Below are 21,110 nucleotides of genomic sequence, written 5' to 3'. Positions count from 1 at the left end.
GTCTCTCCTTTTTTACAAATTCCAAAGCGCCTCGCAGCTGCACACAATGTTCATGGCGCCTGCCTGTATCATTGTTTTTACATCACTCGGCTTTGAAACCAGCCCGCTTGTGATCACAGGCTGTTCAAATTCATTGCTCACCTTTCGCACGATCCGCGGGATCAGCCCTGGCGTCAGCTCGATAATATCTGGCTTCGACGCCTTAAACAGGTTGATACCGCTTTCCAGCGCCTGATTGTCCATGAGGAAAATCCGGTGCACTGTGATTAGATTTTCCTTAGCCGCCAGCTTTAGAATATGGCTTTTGGTCGATATGACGCCATCAATCCCAGTGCGCTCCACCGCGTGCCGGATGCCGCCAATATCCCGTCCAATGCCCTCAATCAGATCCATGTGCAGGAATACCAGTCCATTTTGTTCTTTAAATTCCTTAATCAGGTTTTCTGCCTTAAAATAATCGCCTCCTACCATAAACAGCACCCGAACCTTTGAGTCGAGAGCCTGTCTGAAATTCTCCGGCGTCCGCACAGCAGCGATAACCGGGTATGCCTTAAAAGTCTTCATTTGTTCCTTAGTGATCATTGGAGTGGCCTCTTTCCAATGATTCAAGATAGAAAAAAACCGCGATAAACAAACAGGAAAACACTCCCATTTATTTATTGCGGTTTCTACAATCTCAAACCAATACGTATTAATTTATTTCATAATAGCATGTTTGTAAATCGATGTCAACAGTTTTTTCTGTTATTAAGGATACTTTTACGATTTCACAGGATGTCAATGCCGTTGTTCCGGGCGTATTCCCTGTAAATTTCCGGCTCTTTACCATCGACAACAAAGGCCTCAAAAATATTCAGGTCAAACATCTTGGCCAGGGATATTTTATCGAACTTGGTATAGTCGGCCATGAGATAGCATTTCTGGCTGATTTCGGCCAGCGTCTGGTTAACCTCGATCTCCTCCAGCGAGCTGTGGGTCACGCCCTTGGGAATGGAAACAGCCAAAACCCCCATAAAGGCTTTGTCAATGTTAAACTTCCTGAGGAAATCATCCGCGTCCTTTCCGTAAAAAGCGCCTGAAATGCTGCGCAGCCGCCCGCCGGGCATAAAGACATTCACACCCTTTACAGTGGACGCCTTGAGGGCCACATTCAGCGACAGCGTTATGACGTTCAGGCTTTTCATATCCTCCAGATAATCAAGAACCAGCTCAACTGTGCTTCCAGAGTTCAGCGCGATGGTGTCCCCATCCTTAATCAGCCTTGCCGCCTTTTGCGCAATGATCCGTTTTTCATCCAGGTTTTGCAGCTTCTTCTGGGCAATGTTCATCTCCACAGTGGTCTGGCTTGCCAGGCTTTCCTTGGCATAGGCGCCTCCGTAGGTCAGCTCAATGCCGTATTCCTCTGCCAGGTATTTTAAATCCCTCCGGATGGTTGGCACGCCCACCTCGTATTTTTTTGCCAGCGCGTCGGCCTTTACAGAACCCTCTTTCAGGATTTTATTGAGTATTTCTTTTCTGCGTTCTACATGCAGCATTCACTTCACCGCCCTTTTCTACCAACACTATACCATTTCTTTCATACCTGTGCAAGGGGTTCAGCCGGCTGTTCCCTGCCATTCACGGCGCAGAATGCTGTAAACGGCCGCGTCGCAACGCCCATAGTTGCTCACATTGTATTCCCGGAGCACCCCTTCCTTTGTCATGCCACACTTCTGCATGACTCTCCCGGACGCCGGGTTTTCCACCGCGTGCAGAGACTCAATGCGGTTAACACCCACGCGCTCAAAGAAAAAACGGATCACCGCTGACAGCGCCTCAGATGTAATCCCCTGGTTCCAGTATTTCCGGCCAATGCAGTAGCCCACATGCACATACTCAGCCGCCTCGTCGACACGGACAGCGCCAATGCTTCCAATGGGCTCGCCGGTTTCTCTGCGTGTGATGCACCAGTTATAATCATCCAGCAAAATAGCGTTGTTCTGCCACGCCTCAATGACCGCCCGGGAGTCTTCAAGGCTCTCGTGGGTGGGCCAGCTCATAAATCGGGTAACCTCCGGGTCTCCTGCCCAGCCCAGGTACATGGCCTCTGCGTCGTCAATGGAAAACTGACGCAGCACCAGCCGCTCGGTTTCAATTCTACGCGTTCCCTGATGGTTCATATGAATCCCTCACTTTCTTTTAGCCTATTATACCACGATTACAAGCCTGTGTATCGGTTTTCTTTTATGTTTTAAAGGTCCAATTCCCAAAGGCTTTATGGTATAATAGCTCTGAACTTTATACGAATCAGGAGGTTTTTACAGATGCTTACATCAACCACGCGCGCATTTGGCTCCCCCAGCCGCTACATTCAGGGCTACGGCGAGCTTGAGCGCCTTCAGGACTATACAGCCGACTACGGAAAAAAGGTGCTTGCCATCATCGACCCGTTTTTTTACGACACTCTTTCCCCATCCCTAAAGGAAGCCTTTGAGGCTGCAGGCTCTGCCATCGAGTCCGTTAAATTCGGCGGCGAAACCACCATTACCGAGCTTGAACGCCTGGCGGCTGCCGCCTCGCAAAATGGCAGTGATGTCATTGTGGGGATCGGAGGCGGCAAAACCATCGACGCTGCCAAATACACCGGCATCGCGGTATCGGCAGCCATTGTCATTGCCCCGACTTCTGCCGCCACCGACGCGCCGACCTCTGCGCTCTCGGTCACTTACACCGAGGAAGGCGTCCACGCTGAAACCATCTATTTCAAGCGCAACCCCGACCTCATTCTGGTCGACAGCAAAATTGTCTCCAGGGCGCCGATCCGTTTGCTGGTATCTGGTATGGGCGACGCGCTGTCTACCTATTTTGAAGCCCGGGCGCATCTGGAGTCCAACACCGCCAACCGCATCGGAAAGGGCTACCGAACGACCCTGGCAGGGATGGCGGTGTCTGAGCTGTGCTACCGGGTGCTGCTTGAGGACGGCCTGAAGGCCAGGCAGGCTGCCGAAGTCGGTGCCTGTACCGAGGCGCTTGAAAACATTATCGAGGCCAACACCCTGCTCAGCGGGCTGGGCGTAGAATGTGTGGGCTGCGCAGGAGCGCACTCGCTAAACAGCGGCTTTTCCGCTGTGGAGGCCTGCCGGAATTACACCCACGGTGAGATCGTCGCCTTTGGTACCCTGTGCCAGCTGGTGCTCGAAAACCGCCCAAAAGCGGAAATCGAGGAGGTTCTGGACTTTTCCACCAGCGTGGGCCTGCCTGTCACCCTTGCCGAAATCGGTCTGGATGCCCGTATGGAGGCTGACCTTCGTCTGGTCGCCGAGCGCGCCGCAAAGGCGAAGCACATCGCCGCCGAGCCTGTCACTGTTAACCCTGAAATCATCTACCATGCCATCCTGGCCGCTGACGCAATGGGCCGGGGGTGGAAGACGGAAGGTTGATTCAAGGTTAAATCCAGAGGCTGTTTTAATGGAAAATTGAGAATGGAGAATGACGGTGAGTCCAAAGTTAGAATAACTTTGGGGAACGAACCTAATGCACAGCTACAAGAACAAAATGCTGCGCATTTTGAATGAAATAGCGGCCATAGGCCGCTGTCTTAATCGCTTTTGCGGCAGCAAAAGAGGTCTTTCATTTTCAATTCTCAATTAACAGTCCTCTTATTCACGCTCTGCCTGTTTATAATAGCATTTGTCTACACGCTGCGACCGCTTTATGCGGTTTTTTTTAATATCACAAATTTTTACCCTTTCTGAACAAAAAAAACTGGAATATTTTCTCTTTTATTTCCATTGTATGGATAGAGGCCTTTACACGTGAATATGGGCAAAGACAAATGAAAGTTGCTCATTTAGCACCAAAACGCAAAAACATTTTTAAAAGTATTTTATACTTCATTTTATAATAAATTCACTTAAACCAGATGGTTGTTATTTTTGCCCAAAAAAGTATGTATGTAGTAGAAGCATTTTTTACAATGATCAATGAAACACCCTGCCATTTTCAAAAAACTCGGTATGTATATAGTAGAACCATCTCAAGAGGAGGAAAAAATATGGATTATCTCAAACAGCTCAACGCTTATCGAAGAAAGCGTCTGGCCAGCCCGCTCTCATCCAACGCCATTGCCCTTTACGCCATTCTTCTGGAATACGCCAACGACCTGTATTTCCCAGACCGCTTTACCGCAGCCAATTCAGTGATCTGCGGCCTCAGCGGCCTCAGCCTGACACGGATGCAGGCCGCGCGTAAGGAACTCTGTGAAGGTGGTTTCCTGGCTTATACGAATGGGCACAGGGACCAATGCGGTACCTATCAGCTCACCAATCTGGTTCAAGCCTCCAGCATGCCCCAACAAGACGCAAAACCGGACAACAAACCAGTTAGTAAACCGAATACTAAACTGGTTAGCAAACCGGTTAGTAAACCGGATAACAAACTGGTTAGCAAACCGGACACATTAAATAAACCAAACCAAAGCAAACCAGACCAACTAAAAGAGTGCTACGGCGACTTCGTCACCCTCACCACCGATGAACGGATAAAGCTGAGGGAACGCCTGGGCGAACCGGACACCGTGCGCTACATCGAAAGACTGAACGAGTACATTGGCCAAATCGGCCAGAAAGCTGCCAATAAGCGCTACAGAAGCCATTACCATACCATTCTCAGCTTTTACCGCAGAGACTCGGAAAAGCGGCATGAACAGCCAAATAGCCCCATTCCAGATTACACCGCACGCAAAGGAGAAAGCCTGTGAATTTTGAAACCAGAATCCCCGATCCCAACGCCGGCAGCCCGGAATTTTATATGGAGAACGGACTCAAGCACTGTCCGCTTTGCCACACCCCCATGGAGACATGGGTGACCCTTGGCGCCATCCGAAAAAAAGTCCCCTGCCTGTGCCAGTGCAGAACCGAAGCCCGCGACCAGCGTGATCAGGCGTTTAAGGCCCGTCAGGAAGCAGAGCGGCAGAAAATCCGAAAAGCATCCCATATTCACGACCCCGCCCTGCGCAGAATGACCTTTGAGGCCGACAATGGCGCCTGCCCTGGGGCCATCGAAAAGGCAAAGCGGTACGTGGCGCAGTTTGAGGAAAACCTCAGAGAGAACATCGGCCTGTTGTTTTACGGTGACGTGGGCACTGGAAAGACCTTTACCGCCGGCTGTATCATCAACGCTCTGGACGACAACGGCTATAACGTCCTGGGCACCAGTCTCACCAAGCTGAGAGACGACATGCCCGGCGAGTTCGATAAGGACCGGAGCCGCAATGCTTACTATAACCGCCTGGCCGGCTATGACCTGGTGCTCATCGACGACTTCGGCATTGAGAGACAAAGCGAATACACCCTGGAACAGATCTACAACCTCATCGACGCCCGGTACAAAAGCGGCAAGCCCACCATCATCACCACCAACCTGACGCCCGATCAGCTCAATCATCCCCAGAACATGGCCACACGCCGCATCTATGACCGCATCACAGGAATGTGCTGTCCCATGCTTTTCGAGGGTCAAAGCCAGAGACAGGCACAGCACCGGGAAAAGATGGCAAGGGCCCGGGAGATGCTATCCACTGCCATTAAAACTTTTTCTTGACAAACCTTTCAAGCGAGTGTATACTGTGTATATCGTATATATACAGTATAACTTTCGAAAGGATCATCCATGGATATTATCATCAGCAACAGCAGTGGGAAGCCCATCTATGAGCAGATCACCACGCAGATAAAAAATAAGATCATTACAGGCGAGCTAAGGCCCGGCGACGCACTGCCCTCCATGCGCGTTCTGGCAAAGGAGCTGCGCATCAGCGTCATCACCACCAAGCGGGCCTACGCCGATCTGGAACAGGACGGCTTTATCGAGACCGCTCCGGGCAAAGGCAGCTTTGTCGCCCAGAAGAATACCGAGTTCATCCGTGAAGAAAACTACCGGCAGATACAGGACCTGCTGGAACAGGCCATTGACCTCTCAAAGAGCTGCGGCCTCACCCTTTCTGAGCTCACCGAACTCATCACATTACTCTACAAAGGAGACAGCTAATGGACACTCAAAACGCCATTGAAATTAAAAACCTCAGCAAACACTACAGCGGCTTTTCCCTGGAGGACGTCAGCTTCAGCCTGCCCTCCGGCAGCATCATGGGCTTTATCGGAGAAAACGGCGCAGGTAAAACCACCACCATCAAGGCACTGCTGGGCCTGATCCATCCCGACAGCGGCACCATGCAGATTCTGGGACTGGACACTGCGCAGAATGAAAAAGACATCAAAAAAGAACTGGGCGTTGTTTTTGCCGACCAGAACTTTCCCGATGACCTCCGCCCCCCTGAAATCACAAAGATTATGGGGAACATCTATAAAACCTGGGATAAGGCTCTGTTCGAGGATTACCTCTCACGCTTCAGCCTTCCCGCGGACAAACGGCTCAAGGACCTCTCCAAAGGGATGAAGATGAAGCTTTCCATCGCCGCCGCCCTGTCCCACAGGCCCAGGCTCCTGATTCTGGACGAGGCCACCAGCGGGCTGGACCCGGTCGTGCGCAACGAAATACTGGACATCTTCCAGGAATTCATCGAGGATGAGGATCACTCGATCCTTATGTCCTCCCACATTACCAGCGATCTGGAGCGTGTGGCCGACTACATCACCTTTATCCACGACGGACAGATCCTGTTCAGCGAGCCCAAGGACGCGCTCATCGAAAACCACGGCATAGTCAAATGCAGTCCGAATCAGTTCGAGACCCTTACCCTCACAGACGTTGTGGGTATCCAGCGCTCCAGCTTTGACGTCCAGGCCCTGGTCAAAAATCCAGCGGCCGTAAGAAACCGCTACCGGGACATGATCATCGATCCCCCCAGCCTGGAGGATATCATGCTGTTTTATACCAAAGGAGAGCAAAAATGAAAGGCTTAATCATCAAAGAATTTCTCGGCCTGCGCCGATATTTCAGAATACTGGCTGTGCTTATGGTGCTGTATATTTTTATGGCCTTTGGCATGACCTCGGTCAGCATTTTCGCTGCTATCAACGCCATTCTGGTCATGATCTGTTCGCTCAGCAGCTTCAGCTATGACAGCTACAACCACTGGAACGAATTCGCCATGTCCCTGCCCCTGAGCCGGGCCGACCTCGTGAAAAGCAAATACCTTTTCATTCTTCTGCTGTGCGCCTTCGGCACAGCGGTCACCCTTATCCTCAGTCTCATTGTAGGCCTGATCATCCACCTGCCCATGCAGGAGATTTTTATCGCTACCCTGTGCTCTGCGCTGACCGCACTGTTTCTCGGCGCTCTCACCACACCCTTCATCTACAAATTCGGGGTCGAAAAAGCACGGTACATTCTGATCATTATCGTGATGATCCCAACCCTTGTCTTTGTGAGCTTTGGCAGCTATCTGCCCACGCTCCATCTGCCCTCAGCCCAGACCCTCACCCTTCTGGCCTGGTGCTCCCCGGTATTCGTGCTGGCGTTTGTGTTCCTGTCTTATTTGATTTCAAGGCATATCTTTATGAATAAGGATTTGTAGAATGCCTGCCACACAAAAAAGGAGTAAAAATGAAAGGCTTAATCATCAAAGAAATCCTTGGACTGCGCCAGTATTTGAGAGTGCTCGGCTTTCTGCTGCTTGCGTATGGAGCCATGGCTTATATTATGAGAACCACTGTCTTTATTCCAGTGGTCAACGCTTTTCTGATCATGATCTGTGTACTCAACAGCTCTAATTATGATGACAATAACCGCTGGGAGCAATTTGTTCTTACTCTACCAGTGTCAAAAAGTGATCTAGTCACCAGCAAATACCTTTTTATCCTTCTGCTATGCATTGCCAGCACTGGTATTACCCTGGTACTGAGCCTGAGTCTCAGTCTGCTGTTTCCTGCTTCTTTAACCACCATCCTTATCGCTTCAGTGGCGTCAGCTTTTGCGGGACTCTTTCTAGCTTCTCTGAGTATGCCAATCATCTACAGATACGGTACTGAGAAGGCACGCTGCATACTCGTCATCATCATGGTGCCCACACTCCTTCTGAGGGCCTTCAGCGATAGTCTAAATAAACTGTGCCTTCCCAGCGCACCGGTTCTTGTCCGGATAGGTTCAAGCGCTGCGGCCTTTGTCGTTGTCTTTGCCCTTCTCTCCTATGGTCTGTCACAAAAACTTTTTGCGGCACGGGAGCTCTGATTCTTAAATAAACATTTGCTCATTATTTGCCGGTAGGTTATAATAAGGTACAAACAGGATGTCCAAACATCCTACTAGATGACCTTAGGAGATTTGAAATTATGCCAAGCGACAGAAAAAAACCGGCAAATGCCCTTTCACCCATTGATAACTCCTCCATTGTTGACAAGATTATCGACCGGATTGTCAAAGCCATTTCTACCGGACAGTTTAAGGTAGGGGAAAAACTCCCCAGTGAATTTGAGCTCATGGAAGAGCTGAACGTAGGGCGGAACTCCCTGCGTGAGGCCATGAAAATTTTATCCGCACTGGGCGTGGTAGACATCAAACGCGGTGACGGCACCTATGTGTGCGACCACATTGCCCCCACAGTCTTTAACCCCATTATCTACAGCATCATCTTCCAGGCCGAAAGTGACCCGGACATGGTGGAATTCAGGGAGTGTATGGAGGAGATGGTCCTGCGCACAGCCATGAAAAAGGCTACCGACGGCGACATCGTCCACCTGAGCCAGATCATCAAGGATATCCGCAAGTCTTATGAGAGCGGCGACAAGGAAAAAGCCGCCTACCTGGATTACAAGTTTCACGTTGCCATTGCCGATATCTGCGGCAACCCCTATATTTCCAAGCTGGTCAACGGCATCTATGAGATCTTTTCCCTGTCCATTGAGGATACCATCAATACCCAGGAGCTTTTCGACAAGGCCGAGGGCTATCACAAGGAAATCCTCCGCTGTATTCAGGAAAAGGATGTGAAAAGCATCGACGCCGCAGTGGAAAAGAGCATGACCTTCTGGCACGACAAGGATGCCTGAGTCAAAATGGCCAAAAGCAACTAAAAAAGAGCCCGAAGGCTCTTTTTGTTTTAATCTAAATCTGCAATAACGCTGACCTGGCTGCTGTCTACGCCTACGATACGCAGCGGAGCGGCAACAACAAAATTGATTTTGCCCTTTAATTCGGACAGGTTCATGTCTTCGATTGCAGTGATGAATTTTTCAGTGTTCAGGCCTAACAGATTCTGGTGAGCCGGCGCTGCCAGATCATTACAAGGCGAGCCGATTGCCAGGAAGTCAAAGCCCACGCATCTCAGGTTTTTGTAGGTGTTGACCATGTACAGGCAGGTTTCCGGTGTCAGGAATGGGCCTTCCATCTGATATTTCTTAGGATCTGTTTTTCTTACTTCGCCAAAGCCAGTGCGGATCAGCAGCAGGTCGGCCTGCTGGATTTCGTCTTCATGCTTCTTTAAATCTTCGATGGTTACGCCTTCGCAGGCATTTTTCGGAATATCTAAAAGCAGTACTTTTTTGAACACAAAGTAGTCAATGGGGAGCTCATTGATTCTCAGTCCGTCTGGATTGAAATGCTTCGGTGCATCATAGTGGGTGCCGCAGTGGTTTGGCAGCTCGGACATAAAGCTGTTGAACGGGGTTTCATCACCGATTTCAGTACACTGTCTTACTTTGATGACCGGTTCGCCTGGCCATGCTAAATCGTTCGGGTCCAATGGATAGGATAAGAAAATGTTCATAAAGTTCACCTCATATAAATTTTTTATTTTATTAAGCGGAGACTCTTTCCGCCAATAATCTTATGACTGCGATTTCAGTAAAACGCTTATTTTTGGGCGCCCGCCCGGTATTTTTACCGGACAGGCCGCCCGAATCATTCACCCATCAGAGTCTCAACAGCTTCTCTCAGTGTGGTGTTGGTGCCTACATTGCCCGGGAAGATCACATAGGGCAGTCCAGGGAATTTGCTTTCTTCCCCGGTCATCCATACAGGAATCCCCGGTTTAATCTGGCCCATGACATTGGCCTTCTGCACCCGCAGTGCCTTAGTGCCGATGTCGCTGGAGGTAATCCCGCCCTTGGCCACAATAAAGTTGGGGCGCACAGACAGGTTGGTGATAATGCTGGTGACCGCGTCGGATATTTTGACAGACACCTTAAGCTGTTCATCCTTATCGTCAGTATCCAGGTCAAAGCGGTCCCGTCGGGTATAGACGGCGACGGTTTTACCAGCCTTAATATCTGCGTCCACAATGGACACTACCCGTTCTACTTCCTGTTCCAGTCCGTTTTCTTCCAGGACACGGTGCTGGTTAAACTCGATAAACTCAATGGGCTTGTCCGAGTTTTTCAGTTCCTCAAGCTGCGCGGTCGTCTTGTTGACATGGGAGCCGACAACGATGATGCCGCCATTCCTGTTTTCTGTTAAAATCAGCTCGTCATGGCTGAGAATCGGCTTATCCGGCACGCCGCCGAGCACCTTTGTGATGGCTGCGGCTGAGCGGAATATAAAGTTTTTACCCTGATTCATGGCTTTTACCAGTGCGATGGCAAAAACCTTGACATCTGCGTAGTCGATAGAATTGACCACGATTTTATTGAAATCCTTCACCTGCATGAGCTGATCTGCGATCTTGTCGATTTCCAGATTTCTCAGATCCTCCAGTGAAATAAAGGTCACATCTCCGGCCTTGTATTTACCGCCGGATTTTTCTTCGCACCACTCACCCAGATGGGACGCCTTGTACCCAAAGGATTTGTCCTTCGCAAACTCGGTTTCGCCCGCCGGTACCAGCACATCGCCCTCCTGTACATAATGAACGTTGCCGATGGTAAAACGGCCGCCCTCTTTAAAGAAGGGATAGATAATTTCGCCGTCAATTTTCTGGTCTGAGCCGGACTCAATGACGTCCTTTAAAATCTCTGGCTCCAGCGGATAATGACCGCGGAGGGTAGAGTCGCTCCGGCTGATCACAACAAATTTCTTGCCGGTTTCCTTTGCCACCTGTAAAATGTTCTCAGCCATTTCCCGGTGAGCCTTTGTGGTCTCGGGAGCCGTCAGCCCTCTGGAATTGGTCAGGATAAAGAACATGCTGTTTTCCTCGTCAAAGCCCTTGCGCATGCTGTCAACCGACCAGTCGGTGTAGACGGAAATGTCGTGAACGGTCTGTACCCCGGTAGGGTCATCGTCCAGAACCACAATCTTGCGGTCAAAGCCCTTTAAGGCTTCATCGAGCTGTGCGGTAACAGCCTTTTCGTCAATGGGCTTAAAGGTTGTTAAAATGGATGCATCTAATCTTTCTGCCATATCACTCACCTACTGTTCCTTACGTTTTACTTCGACACCGGCCAGCTTTTCAAAATACTGTACAATACCGCCGTGGTCGTCTTCCAGATGGCCGTCTACCTTCAGGGCCTGCATGATTTCCAACAGCTGGCTGCTCATGGGCAGCGGAACGTCAATGTCGTGAGCGGTTGCCATGACGTTTTTAATATCCTTCAGGTTAATGGAAATTTTACCGCCGGGTACAAAGTTTCGGTCGATCATCAGCGGCGCCTTGGCGTCGAGGACGGTGCTTCCCGCAAGGCCGCCCCGGATCGCCTTGTAAACCAGCTCTGGATCAGCCCCGGCCTTTGTGGCCAGTACCAGCGCCTCCGATACAGCTGCGATGTTCAGGTTAACAATGACCTGATTGGCCAGCTTGGTGACAGAGCCGCTGCCAGTTCCGCCGACCAGCAGTGCCGATGCGCCCATGATGTCAAAATAAGGAGCCATTTTGTCAAAGGCTTCCTGTTTACCGCCAACCATAAAAGCCAGTGTCCCGTCGATCGCCTTGGGTTCCCCGCCGCTTACCGGAGCATCCAGGAAATCAACCCCCAGAGACGCCAGTTTTTCGGCGCAGGCCTTGGATTCTGTGGGTGTCACTGAGCTCATATCCACAACAACGCTGCCTTCTTTGATGCCCTCGGCCACGCCGTCAGCGCCAAATAATACCGACTGGACAATGGCGCCATTGGGAAGAATGGTGAAGATAACCGGGCATTTTTCGCCAATCTCTTTCAGTGTTGCCGCCTGAGCGCCCATATCTGTCAGTTCCTTTACTGCGTCCCCATTCAAATCGTTTACCAGCAGGCTGCACCCTCCTTTAACCAGGTTTTTAGCCATTGGTTTTCCCATAATACCGAGTCCGATAAAACCAACCATACGATCCATTTCAGTACCTCTTTTCTGTTTTCTTAGTAGGTCATCCTACCTTTATGATTAAAATTTTTAATAGAACGCCATTTGTTAAATGTGTAACGAAGAACGTCCTATGTATTGCTTTTCATAACTCAATGATAAAGCCCTCTTCCCTTTTTGTCAAGTCTTTTTTATAAATCTTAATAAAAAAAGAAAGGAGGGTTTAAACACCTTTCCTTTCTTTACCGGGAACCAATCAGTTCCCATAAACCGCTTCTTTTGTGTAATAGCCATTGTCAATGAGGATTTTATCAATATTCTGTTTCGTGACCACCTGGCCGTTGATCAGGTAGGATGCAACGGTGCTCTCACCCTGGTTGTTGAAGTCTGCGTTGACATCAACTTCCTGGTTTCTGCCCATTTTATCTGCTTCCTCCACTGCTTTTCGCGCCAGATCCTTCAGATCCATATAAACCGTCATATCCTGTCTGCCGCCGACAATACGCTTAACCGCGTCCAGTTCCGCGTCCATACCAGTAATCACAACGGGTGTGGTAACTCCAAGCTCTGTGAGCGCATCGGCACAGGCTCCTGCCAGCTTGTCATTGGGTGCGAGGATGGCATTGACACGGTTCCCATTTTGGGCCACAGCGTTCTTAACTATTTCCTTTGCCGTATCGGCAGACCAGCCAGGAACGGCCTCATCCATGAGAATGTTAATGTTTCCTCTGATCGGGTCGATATAACGCATGGCGCCTTCATACAACAGCGTAGCGTTATGATCGCCGGAATCACCCCTCAGGATAATATAATCCCCTTCATAAACCTTTTCGCTGAGGTACTGCCCCATGCTCTGTCCGATGCGTCCGCTGTCATAACCGACAAACAGATCCACATTGTCTCCGAGCACCACTCGGGCATAGTTGACAACCTTAACGTTTTTCTTTTTGGCATAGTCTAAGATCTCCTTGGTGTTGTTGACATCACGCGGGGTCAGAATCAGTACGTCAATCCCGTTGTCAATCATCTCAAAGCAGTCCTCTTGCTGGGTTTTGGGCGTATCGGTTGTATTCAGCCGCACCTCTATCTCATCACCCAGCTCCTTCGCGCGCTCCTCCATATACCCCTGCTCCAGAGGCCAGCGTGAGGCGCTTCCAACACCAAAGGACACGCCTATTTTCACCGCATCCTCCTTTGTACTGCAGCCGCTTAATAATGTTGCCACAAGCAACAGGCTGCCCAGACAGCACAGAAATTTTTTCATCCTGTTTTCCTATAATATCCCTTCTTTATATATTTTCCCAAAGGACTCTTCGTCCATTGGTTTGGCAAAATAATACCCTTGCGCAATGTAGCAGCCAAATTCCTTCATCAGGTTAACATTTTCAATGGTTTCCACGCCCTCGACCACTACCCGGATGTCCAGGCGTTTTGCCATATGGGCAATGGCGGAGAGAATGACACGCTGCTTTTTACTGTCTGAAGTCTCCTCCAGAAAAGCGCGGTCAATTTTCAGAACATCAATGGGGATATCCTTCAGCATATTCAGCGAAGAATAGCCAGAGCCAAAATCGTCCATGGAAATCTGAAGACCGTATTGGTGAAGCTGGTTTGTAAATTCGGATATGATCTCATGGTTATCGAAAATCGCACTTTCTGTCAGCTCGATTTCAATCAGCTCTGGTGGAATATCGTACTGGTGAATCCGTCTTGTAATCTTGTCAAAGAAGCCATCATCCAGCAGGTGCAGCCTCGAAAAGTTGATGGAGATGGGCACGCACGGCACCTTTTCGTCCAGATTCTTCCTCAAAAACGCCAGTGTTTTCTCAAAAATAATCATATCCAGCTCGGTGATGAGGCCGGTCTTCTCACACAGCGGGATGAACTCAGCCGGTGAGCGGAGCCTTCCCTCCTTGGTGATCCAACGCGCCAGCACCTCTGCTCCGACGATTTCTCTGGTGTTGATATTGACCTTTGGCTGGAAGAAAGGCACGATTTCATCGTTGGTCAGGGCCTGCTCCACTGAGCGTTTAAGCTGCTCGCTCTCAATCATCTGCTCGTCGAACTGAATGGAGTAAAAAGCGATTTCCTTGCGCATCATCCCTTTATTGACCTGTGCGGCGGCGCTGGCCTTATCGACCATCAGGCTGATGCTCTCATCCGGGTCTGCGATTTCGTAAACCCCGGCCGTATAGTACAGCATAACCCCCTGATCATTTTCCATAGATGCCTTCAGCATTCCATTCAGGCGTTCAGGAGCGGCTTCTTGCAGCAGTACGATAAAATGATCGCCGGATATACGCGCGAGGCTCTCCCCGGTCATCAGCTGTTCTGCCATCTTATCGTAGATATGGCGGAGGATTTTATCACCCACATCAAATCCATAATAATTGTTGACATACTTAAAATTATCAACGTCAAAGGTCATCAGATAGCCCGGGTGCTCCGGATTGGCGGCAAGCGCTGCCTGAAGATCGACCGTAAACTTATTAAAGGTGTTACCGCCGGTCACCGTATCCACAAAGGCGATTCTCCTAAGATTGGCCTGCTGTCTGTTCTTGTAGGCCAGAAAAACAAACATGATGACCCCTAGTACACCCACGACCACACAGAGGATCACATAAAACATTTTGGCGTTCGGCGATACCGCGCTGGTCGGTATACTCGAAATCAGGTACCAGTCATGGATCTCCTCCACCGGTGTATAGGCTGAGAAAATCCTTTCGCCGTCCTCAGTGGTCTCCATGAAGCCTGCCTGTTCATTCTTGATCCCTTGTTCCAACTCGCGTGAAGCATCCTGGTTTCCCTTCTGATAGAGGCTGCGGAAATAGTTGTCGGATTCCTTGTTGTATTCTTCCTCTTCCGAGCTGATTAAGATATATCCCTGGCTGTTGATAATATACATTGCACCCTGATCTGAAAACAGGGACAGTGAACACAGATTATACATTTCCTCGGGGGTATACTGCTTCTGAACCGTTCCGACAATCTGGTTTTTAAAATACATGGGAACACTGATCACAAACAGCTCCTCACCTGTGACACGGGAGATTGTTTTATCCGATATATTCTGAACCCCCTCCAAAGCCAGCCTGAAGTATTTTCGTCCCGCTACGCTGACACTGCTGCCATCCGTAAAAGAAGCGTTTCCCGCACCATCCGCGATAAAAAGATCCGGGTCCAGGTTCTCCGTTATATAACTTAAAAAAGCGGATTTGAGCGCATTCCCATCCCCCGGGGCCTCCTGACTCATCCGGTCGGTGAGCTGTTTGGACACATTGTCCAGATTGTTGACCTCGACTTTCAGCTTACTGGTAACCACATCCTTATTTTGAGTCACCACCTCAGTCAGGTTGATCTGCACATCCGAGTACAGCAAGTTCTGGACATAGCGCATCAAAAAAAACACCGCGATAAACAGCAAAAGAATCAGCGCAATCAAGGCGACCCGTGACAACCTCTTACTCATATTGCTAATACCTCAACAGGCTTTTAAGGCCCCTTTCTTTTACACTCCCGTTATAATCTTTCGAAACAATTGCCGATTATCCCTTAAAATGATGTCTTATTATAACACATTTTGTGAAAAGAATCACCTTTATTTAGAAACGTTTTCGGTAATTTTCATATCTTTTTATTACACGTCAGAATATAAAAACAGCAGCCGGGCTAATTCCAGGCTGCTGATAGGCTATTTACATCATGGTTAAAAAGCTCATCTGATTAGAGTCTGGCAGGCTGTTGAGGCAGCCAAACTGCTCGAGCTTTTCGATATTGGATTTATTGACCTTGGCCCTGGTCTGCAGATCCTCCTTGGAGATGAAGGGCCGCTTTTGGGCTTCCTCATAAATCTGCATGGCCGCCTTATCACCCAGGCCATCAATGGCGTTGAGCGGTGGCAGCAGATCATTGCCGACAATTTTGAACTCGCTGTAGTGGGACTCGTACACATCCACATTTTTAAAGCCAAAACCACGGCAGTACATTTCCAGCGCCAGCTCCAGCGAAGTCAGGAGCTGCTGATCCTTGTTGCTGGCCTTGTTCCCCTGAGAGCGAATTTCCGCCAGTGTTTTTTTGACCGTTTCCTTGCCGTTGGTCATCTTTTCCAGATTAAATTCCTTGGCGCGGATACTGAAATAGGTGGCGTAGTAGGCCAGCGGATAGTAAACCTTGTAGTAGGCGATGCGGAAGGCCATCATAACATAGGCTGCCGCATGGGCCTTAGGGAACATGTACTTGATTTTTTTACAGGAATCAATATACCAGGCCGGTACATTATTTTCCTTCATATAGGCTTCCTCATCCTCTGTCAGGCCCTTCCCTTTACGGACATGCTCCATAATGCTGAAGGATTCCTTGGGCGCCAGTCCCATTGAGATCAGTCCGAGCATAATATCGTCACGGGTACAGATAACGTCCTTGATGGTCGCAGTCCCGGAACGCACAAGGTCCTGCGCATTGTTGGTCCAGACGTCTGTGCCGTGGGATAAGCCGGAAATACGGATCAGGTCTGAAAAGGCAGTGGGCTTGGTGTCCAGCACCATCTGACGGACAAAGTTGGTCCCAAACTCAGGGATACCGCAGGTACCGAGGGGGATGTCAAAATCATCATCTTTCAGATCCAGGGCGCTGGTGCCTGTGAACAGGCTGATGACCTTTTCGTCGTCCAGCGGAATCTCCTGCGGGTCAAGTCCTGTGATGTCCTTGAGCATGCGGAGCATGGTCGGGTCATCATGACCCAGAATATCGAGCTTCAGGAGGCGCCCGGAAATGGAGTGGTAATCGAAATGGGTGGTCATGGTGCCACAGTCCCGGTCATCGGCTGGATACTGGATCGGTGTAAAGTCATAGATATCCTTATCCTTTGGCACAACCATTACCCCGCCGGGATGCTGGCCTGTGGTGCGCTTAACGCCCGCACAGCCTTCAATCACACGTTCCATCTCTGCTCTGGGCGCAGTAACGCCATTTTCATCAAAGAAATTCTTCACATAGCCAAAGGCTGTTTTATCTGCCAGTGTCGCAATGGTTCCCGCGCGGTAGACCTTTCCCTCGCCAAAGAGCACCTCGGTGTAATGATGGGCCTCCGGCTGGTTTTCGCCCGAGAAGTTAAGGTCAATATCGGGCTCCTTATCCCCCTCAAAGCCAAGGAAGGTTTCAAAAGGAATATCAAAGCCGTCCTTATTCATGGGATGGCCGCATTCTGGACAGTCAGCGTTGGGGAGGTCTGGCCCTACCCCCACCTTTGTACTGTCAAAGAACTCATAATGCTTGCAGTTCGGGCAGACATAGTGGGGCGCCAGAGAGTTAACCTCTGTGATCCCACAAAGCATGGCAACCAGCGACGAGCCGACCGATCCTCTGGAGCCTACCAGGTAACCATCCTCCAGAGAATGGTGTACCAGCTTCTGGGCGATCAGGTACAGGACCGAATATCCGTTGCCGATAATGGAGTCCAGCTCACGCTTCACGCGCTGTTCCACAATGTCGGGCAGCGGGTCACCGTACATCTCATGGGCCTTTTTATAAACCATATCCCGGATCTCGTCATCCGAGCCCTCAATGATGGGCGGGAAGGTGCCATCGGGTATGGGCTTCACATCGTCAAACAGTTCTGCCACCTTGCGCGGATTGGTAACGACCAGCTCATAAGCGGTCTGCGGGTCTACATAGGTAAATTCGTCCAGCATTTCCTGGGTCGAGCGATAGTAAAGCGGCGGCTGCTCATGGGAATCTTTGTAGCCCTGGCCGGCCTGCAGAATCTCTCTGAAATAGGCGTCACTGGGGTCCACAAAATGGACGTCCCCGGTGGCAACCACAAGCTTGCCCTTTTCCCGCCCAAGCTCGACAATCCGCCGGTTAACATCTGCCAGCTCTTCCATGGAGTGGACGGTCTCATTCCGAAGCAGGTATTCATTGTTTCCCAGAGGCTGTACCTCAAAGTAGTCATAAAAATCAGCGATTTCATCCAATCGGTTTTTGGGCACATTTTTCAGCACTGCCTTGTACAGCTCTCCAGCCTCGCAGGCGCTGCCAATAATCAGATTTTCCCGGTGAGCCGCCAACAGGGATTTTGGTATCCTCGGGCGTCTGTAGAAATAATGGATATGTGCCTCAGAAACCAGCTTGTACAGATCCTTCAGCCCCGCCTGGTTTTTGGCGTAGATGATAATATGATAGGTATCGCCAGATTTTATGATCTGTTCCACATCCATCAGGCCATTAAGCCCAGCGACCTCTTCCACATCCCGTTTCTGAGCCAGCTCCATCAGCTTAACAAAAATTTTCGCCGAGCATACTGAGTCATCCAGCGCCCGGTGATGGTGCCCCATGTCCACTTTAAAATAGCTCGCCAGCTTTTTGAGATTATGTTTGTTGATGGTTGGAATCAGTGTTCTGGACATTGCCAGCGTGTCAATATAGGTGATGTTGTTTTCCAGGTGGTGCGCATTCAGCGCAATCTCCATAAAACCCATATCAAATTTTGCGTTGTGTGCCACCAGGATCAGATCGCCGCAAAATTCGCAGAAGGCTTTAACCGCAGCTTCTTCCTCTTCGCCGTCCTCAACCATCTGATTGGTAATCCCGGTGAGATTGGTGATAAACGGTGGAATAGGCCGGTGTGGATTGACGATTTTGGAGAAGGTGTCCACAATATGCTTGTTTTTAATTTTGACGGCAGCAATCTCAATAATATTGTCCTTACCGGGAATCAGGCCAGTGGTCTCAAGGTCAAAGAATACAAATTCACCCTCAAAGCTTTCATTCTGTTCCCCTGTTACAATGTACTGGTCATCATCCACCAGATAGCCCTCAACGCCATACAGCACTTTGATACCGTATTTTTTGCTCAGGGACATCATTTCAGGGTAAGCCTGAAGCACACCGTGGTCGGTGATACCGATGGCGTCGTGGCCAAAGTCATTGGCCTGTTTCATGATTTTAGCCACCTTGCTCACTGCATCCATGGAGCTGTACTGGCTGTGAAGGTGAAGCTCGACACGCTTTTCCTCTGCGTTGTCACGGCGTACCGGCGATGCGGCTACCTCCATATTTTTGGGTGTCAGCACCTTTTCGTGTGAGTACTCGTCATAATTAATATTTCCCTCAACCTTAAACCAGCGGTCTTTTTTCAGATTTTCCTTGATCATACCCACATTCTTCTTCCGGGCAAAAATCTTACAGGAGACACTGCCGTGTTCATCGGTAATGTTAAAGGTAAAGAGGGTTGTTTTGTCGGTAATTTCCCTGGAGTCAATACCAAAGACACGTCCGCTGACCACAATGTTCGTGCTGTCCAGCACCGCGCCGGTACTGAAGTCAATTTCTCCCATGGACTGGGCTGGACGCTTGATCTTGTCCCCCATGACAACTTCGCCAACGCCCAGCACACGGGCTTCCTCCTCTTTGCCATCCTTTTTCCCCGGCGAGCCACTGCCAGCCTTAGCCGGCGGCGTATCCTTTATGACCTTTAACCGCTTGTTCAGCGCGTCCTCTTTCTTTTTAGCCAGAGCGTCGTAATCCACGTTTTCCATGAGCTTGTGGACTGATTTCTTAGCCCCAGCCTCATTATTCCCCTCAGCCTCTGGCGAAATAATGACGCTCAGGCTCTTGGTGTAGTCAAAAATATCCACAAGCTCTCTCTGGACCGAAATGCTGTCACACTCCGGGATTCGGGTTTTAAAAGTAAAAACCAACTCCTGGCTCGCGGAGTTCACCTCGACACGCTGGGGCTCCAGTCCGTATTTTTTTATGAGTTCTTCCAAATCATTCTGTTTATGTATAATCGGATTCAAGGCGTCCACCTACATTCTTTCGATTTCTTCCATCAGGGCGTCAATGATCTCATCCTCTGCCACTGTTTTAAAGATTTCCCCTTTTTTAAAAAGAACCCCTTTTCCTTTTCCACCGGCAATGCCGATGTCTGCTTCCTTCCCCTCGCCCGGACCATTGACCACACAGCCCATCACCGCGACCTTCAAGTCCTTTTTGACATGCACGAGCCGGCGGTTCATTTCCTCTGCGATGCCGATCAGGTCAATTTCTGTGCGGCCACAGGTCGGGCAGGACACGACCTCGACCATGCCCTCTCCGCTCTGGTACAGGCCGATAGATTTTAAAATATCTCTGGCCACGTAAATTTCATCCACCGGATTGCCTGTGATGGATACCCGAATGGTATCCCCGATGCCGCCCAACAGCATATAGCCGATACCGATACCCGACTTAACGGCCGAAGTCCGCAGCACTCCAGCTTCTGTAATTCCCAAATGCAGCGGATAATCATATTTCTGGGAAAACAGCGTGTAGGCGTCAATGGTAAAGCGCACATCCGACGCCTTCATGGATACCACAATGTTGTTAAAATCAAGCTCTTCGAGATAGGCGATATGTTTTTCAGCGCTCTCCACCATTGCTTCCGGTGTAGGGTGCCCGTATTTTTCAAGCAGTTCTTTTTCCAAAGAGCCTGCGTTCACCCCAATGCGGATGGAAATATCCGCTTCTCTGGCCGCTTCCACCACCAGGCGCACCTTCTCCTTATCCCCAATATTTCCGGGGTTGATCCGGAGCTTGTCCACTCCGCCTTTAATAGCCTCCAGCGCCAGCTCATAATTAAAATGGATATCCGCCACCAATGGAATAGAGATCTGTTTTTTTATGTCCGCGATGGCTTTCGCTGCCTCCATATCTGGCACCGCCACCCGCACAATGTCGCAGCCGGCTGCCTCCAGATCCTTTATCTGTCGCACAGTCGCCTGGACGTCCCTCGTGTCTGTATTGGTCATGGACTGGATCAGGATTGGATTATCCCCTCCGATCATCCGGTTTCCGATGGGTACCTCTCTGGTTTTATGACGTCGTATTTCCATATTTTTCACCTTACTCATTAATATTTTCAAAATTAAAAGCCCCAATTCACTGCTGCTTCATTGGGGCAAAACGTAATTATACTTTACTTTTAAACA

At 49.8% G+C, this 21,110-nt stretch carries 18 protein-coding genes; 8 read left to right on the top strand and 10 right to left on the bottom strand.

The window, feature by feature from the left end; genetic code table 11:
• Positions 1 to 12 precede the first annotated feature (12 nt).
• The 3 genes from B2M23_RS15130 to B2M23_RS15120 all read right to left on the bottom strand — a co-directional run bounded on the left by B2M23_RS15130 (position 13) and on the right by B2M23_RS15120 (position 2,159).
• A complete protein-coding gene (locus B2M23_RS15130) occupies positions 13 to 582 on the bottom strand; it encodes a glycerol-3-phosphate responsive antiterminator (RefSeq protein WP_081571250.1) in 570 nt (189 codons plus the stop codon).
• Positions 583 to 767: 185 nt separating this feature from the next.
• Complete coding sequence (locus B2M23_RS15125; protein ID WP_013379896.1) at positions 768 to 1,535, bottom strand: DeoR/GlpR family DNA-binding transcription regulator; 768 nt, start codon at positions 1,533 to 1,535, stop codon at positions 768 to 770.
• Positions 1,536 to 1,595: 60 nt separating this feature from the next.
• The gene (locus tag B2M23_RS15120; protein WP_038353945.1) at positions 1,596 to 2,159 is read right to left on the bottom strand and encodes a GNAT family N-acetyltransferase; all 564 of its coding nucleotides are present in this window, start codon (positions 2,157 to 2,159) and stop codon (positions 1,596 to 1,598) included.
• Positions 2,160 to 2,303: 144 nt separating this feature from the next.
• Here B2M23_RS15120 and B2M23_RS15115 point away from each other — a divergent pair, with 144 nt between their 5' ends.
• The 8 genes from B2M23_RS15115 (at position 2,304) to B2M23_RS15080 (ending at position 8,987) form a co-directional block, all read left to right on the top strand.
• The gene (locus B2M23_RS15115; RefSeq protein WP_038353946.1) at positions 2,304 to 3,419 is read left to right on the top strand and encodes a glycerol dehydrogenase; all 1,116 of its coding nucleotides are present in this window, start codon (positions 2,304 to 2,306) and stop codon (positions 3,417 to 3,419) included.
• A 614-nt stretch (positions 3,420 to 4,033) separates the two neighbouring features.
• A complete protein-coding gene (locus tag B2M23_RS15110; protein WP_038353947.1) occupies positions 4,034 to 4,738 on the top strand; it encodes a hypothetical protein in 705 nt (234 codons plus the stop codon).
• Positions 4,735 to 5,580: an ATP-binding protein gene (locus tag B2M23_RS15105; protein WP_052237463.1), complete on the top strand. Its 846-nt coding sequence runs from the start codon at positions 4,735 to 4,737 to the stop codon at positions 5,578 to 5,580. Before B2M23_RS15110 ends, B2M23_RS15105 begins: the two co-directional genes overlap by 4 nt.
• A 69-nt stretch (positions 5,581 to 5,649) precedes the next feature.
• A complete protein-coding gene (locus B2M23_RS15100) occupies positions 5,650 to 6,027 on the top strand; it encodes a GntR family transcriptional regulator (RefSeq protein WP_013379891.1) in 378 nt (125 codons plus the stop codon).
• The gene (locus B2M23_RS15095) at positions 6,027 to 6,893 is read left to right on the top strand and encodes an ABC transporter ATP-binding protein (protein WP_038353948.1); all 867 of its coding nucleotides are present in this window, start codon (positions 6,027 to 6,029) and stop codon (positions 6,891 to 6,893) included. The genes B2M23_RS15100 and B2M23_RS15095 overlap by 1 nt, the downstream gene beginning before the upstream one ends.
• The gene (locus B2M23_RS15090) at positions 6,890 to 7,516 is read left to right on the top strand and encodes an ABC-2 transporter permease (RefSeq protein ID WP_038353949.1); all 627 of its coding nucleotides are present in this window, start codon (positions 6,890 to 6,892) and stop codon (positions 7,514 to 7,516) included. Before B2M23_RS15095 ends, B2M23_RS15090 begins: the two co-directional genes overlap by 4 nt.
• 29 nt (positions 7,517 to 7,545) lie before the next feature.
• Complete coding sequence (locus tag B2M23_RS15085; RefSeq protein WP_038353950.1) at positions 7,546 to 8,169, top strand: ABC-2 transporter permease; 624 nt, start codon at positions 7,546 to 7,548, stop codon at positions 8,167 to 8,169.
• 101 nt (positions 8,170 to 8,270) lie between these two features.
• The gene (locus B2M23_RS15080; protein ID WP_052237464.1) at positions 8,271 to 8,987 is read left to right on the top strand and encodes a FadR/GntR family transcriptional regulator; all 717 of its coding nucleotides are present in this window, start codon (positions 8,271 to 8,273) and stop codon (positions 8,985 to 8,987) included.
• A 50-nt stretch (positions 8,988 to 9,037) separates the two neighbouring features.
• On the opposite strand, the gene B2M23_RS15075 is transcribed toward B2M23_RS15080, so the two are convergent.
• The 7 genes from B2M23_RS15075 to ispG form a co-directional block, all read right to left on the bottom strand.
• Complete coding sequence (locus B2M23_RS15075; protein WP_038353951.1) at positions 9,038 to 9,703, bottom strand: cyclase family protein; 666 nt, start codon at positions 9,701 to 9,703, stop codon at positions 9,038 to 9,040.
• 134 nt (positions 9,704 to 9,837) lie between these two features.
• Positions 9,838 to 11,271 (bottom strand): four-carbon acid sugar kinase family protein, encoded by a 1,434-nt coding sequence (locus B2M23_RS15070; protein ID WP_038353952.1) that lies wholly within the window; start codon positions 11,269 to 11,271, stop codon positions 9,838 to 9,840.
• Between the two features lie 9 nt (positions 11,272 to 11,280).
• On the bottom strand, positions 11,281 to 12,177 hold the full coding sequence (gene garR, locus B2M23_RS15065; RefSeq protein WP_038353953.1) for a 2-hydroxy-3-oxopropionate reductase: 897 nt from the start codon (positions 12,175 to 12,177) through the stop codon (positions 11,281 to 11,283).
• Positions 12,178 to 12,400: 223 nt separating this feature from the next.
• On the bottom strand, positions 12,401 to 13,408 hold the full coding sequence (locus B2M23_RS15060) for a sugar ABC transporter substrate-binding protein (RefSeq protein WP_038353954.1): 1,008 nt from the start codon (positions 13,406 to 13,408) through the stop codon (positions 12,401 to 12,403).
• Positions 13,409 to 13,417: 9 nt separating this feature from the next.
• Positions 13,418 to 15,613, bottom strand: coding sequence for a bifunctional diguanylate cyclase/phosphodiesterase (locus tag B2M23_RS15055; protein WP_081571249.1), 2,196 nt, complete (start codon positions 15,611 to 15,613; stop codon positions 13,418 to 13,420).
• Between the two features lie 226 nt (positions 15,614 to 15,839).
• A complete protein-coding gene (locus tag B2M23_RS15050; protein WP_038353956.1) occupies positions 15,840 to 19,949 on the bottom strand; it encodes a PolC-type DNA polymerase III in 4,110 nt (1,369 codons plus the stop codon).
• Entirely contained in the window at positions 19,950 to 21,014 is a 1,065-nt protein-coding gene (gene ispG, locus B2M23_RS15045) for a flavodoxin-dependent (E)-4-hydroxy-3-methylbut-2-enyl-diphosphate synthase (RefSeq protein WP_038353957.1), read from the bottom strand.
• Between the last annotated feature and the right edge of the window lie 96 nt (positions 21,015 to 21,110).

Origin of the sequence: Eubacterium limosum (assembly GCF_000807675.2) — a bacterium.
GTDB classification, from domain to species: domain Bacteria; phylum Bacillota; class Clostridia; order Eubacteriales; family Eubacteriaceae; genus Eubacterium; species Eubacterium limosum.
The sequence above is the reverse complement of the archived record's forward strand: the minus strand, read 5'-3'. Positions and strand labels throughout refer to the sequence as shown.

What these genes read in the sequence shown, in the direction of transcription:
- B2M23_RS15085 (WP_038353950.1), top strand. Translation starts at nt 7,546, where the DNA reads ATGAAAGGCTTAATCATCAAAGAAATCCTTGGACTGCGCCAGTATTTG.
- ispG (WP_038353957.1), bottom strand. Translation starts at nt 21,014, where the DNA reads ATGGAAATACGACGTCATAAAACCAGAGAGGTACCCATCGGAAACCGG.
- B2M23_RS15070 (WP_038353952.1), bottom strand. Translation starts at nt 11,271, where the DNA reads ATGGCAGAAAGATTAGATGCATCCATTTTAACAACCTTTAAGCCCATT.
- B2M23_RS15090 (WP_038353949.1), top strand. Translation starts at nt 6,890, where the DNA reads ATGAAAGGCTTAATCATCAAAGAATTTCTCGGCCTGCGCCGATATTTC.
- B2M23_RS15055 (WP_081571249.1), bottom strand. Translation starts at nt 15,613, where the DNA reads ATGAGTAAGAGGTTGTCACGGGTCGCCTTGATTGCGCTGATTCTTTTG.
- garR (WP_038353953.1), bottom strand. Translation starts at nt 12,177, where the DNA reads ATGGATCGTATGGTTGGTTTTATCGGACTCGGTATTATGGGAAAACCA.
- B2M23_RS15095 (WP_038353948.1), top strand. Translation starts at nt 6,027, where the DNA reads ATGGACACTCAAAACGCCATTGAAATTAAAAACCTCAGCAAACACTAC.
- B2M23_RS15120 (WP_038353945.1), bottom strand. Translation starts at nt 2,159, where the DNA reads ATGAACCATCAGGGAACGCGTAGAATTGAAACCGAGCGGCTGGTGCTG.
- B2M23_RS15075 (WP_038353951.1), bottom strand. Translation starts at nt 9,703, where the DNA reads ATGAACATTTTCTTATCCTATCCATTGGACCCGAACGATTTAGCATGG.
- B2M23_RS15110 (WP_038353947.1), top strand. Translation starts at nt 4,034, where the DNA reads ATGGATTATCTCAAACAGCTCAACGCTTATCGAAGAAAGCGTCTGGCC.
- B2M23_RS15130 (WP_081571250.1), bottom strand. Translation starts at nt 582, where the DNA reads ATGATCACTAAGGAACAAATGAAGACTTTTAAGGCATACCCGGTTATC.
- B2M23_RS15060 (WP_038353954.1), bottom strand. Translation starts at nt 13,408, where the DNA reads ATGAAAAAATTTCTGTGCTGTCTGGGCAGCCTGTTGCTTGTGGCAACA.
- B2M23_RS15125 (WP_013379896.1), bottom strand. Translation starts at nt 1,535, where the DNA reads ATGCTGCATGTAGAACGCAGAAAAGAAATACTCAATAAAATCCTGAAA.
- B2M23_RS15115 (WP_038353946.1), top strand. Translation starts at nt 2,304, where the DNA reads ATGCTTACATCAACCACGCGCGCATTTGGCTCCCCCAGCCGCTACATT.
- B2M23_RS15080 (WP_052237464.1), top strand. Translation starts at nt 8,271, where the DNA reads ATGCCAAGCGACAGAAAAAAACCGGCAAATGCCCTTTCACCCATTGAT.
- B2M23_RS15100 (WP_013379891.1), top strand. Translation starts at nt 5,650, where the DNA reads ATGGATATTATCATCAGCAACAGCAGTGGGAAGCCCATCTATGAGCAG.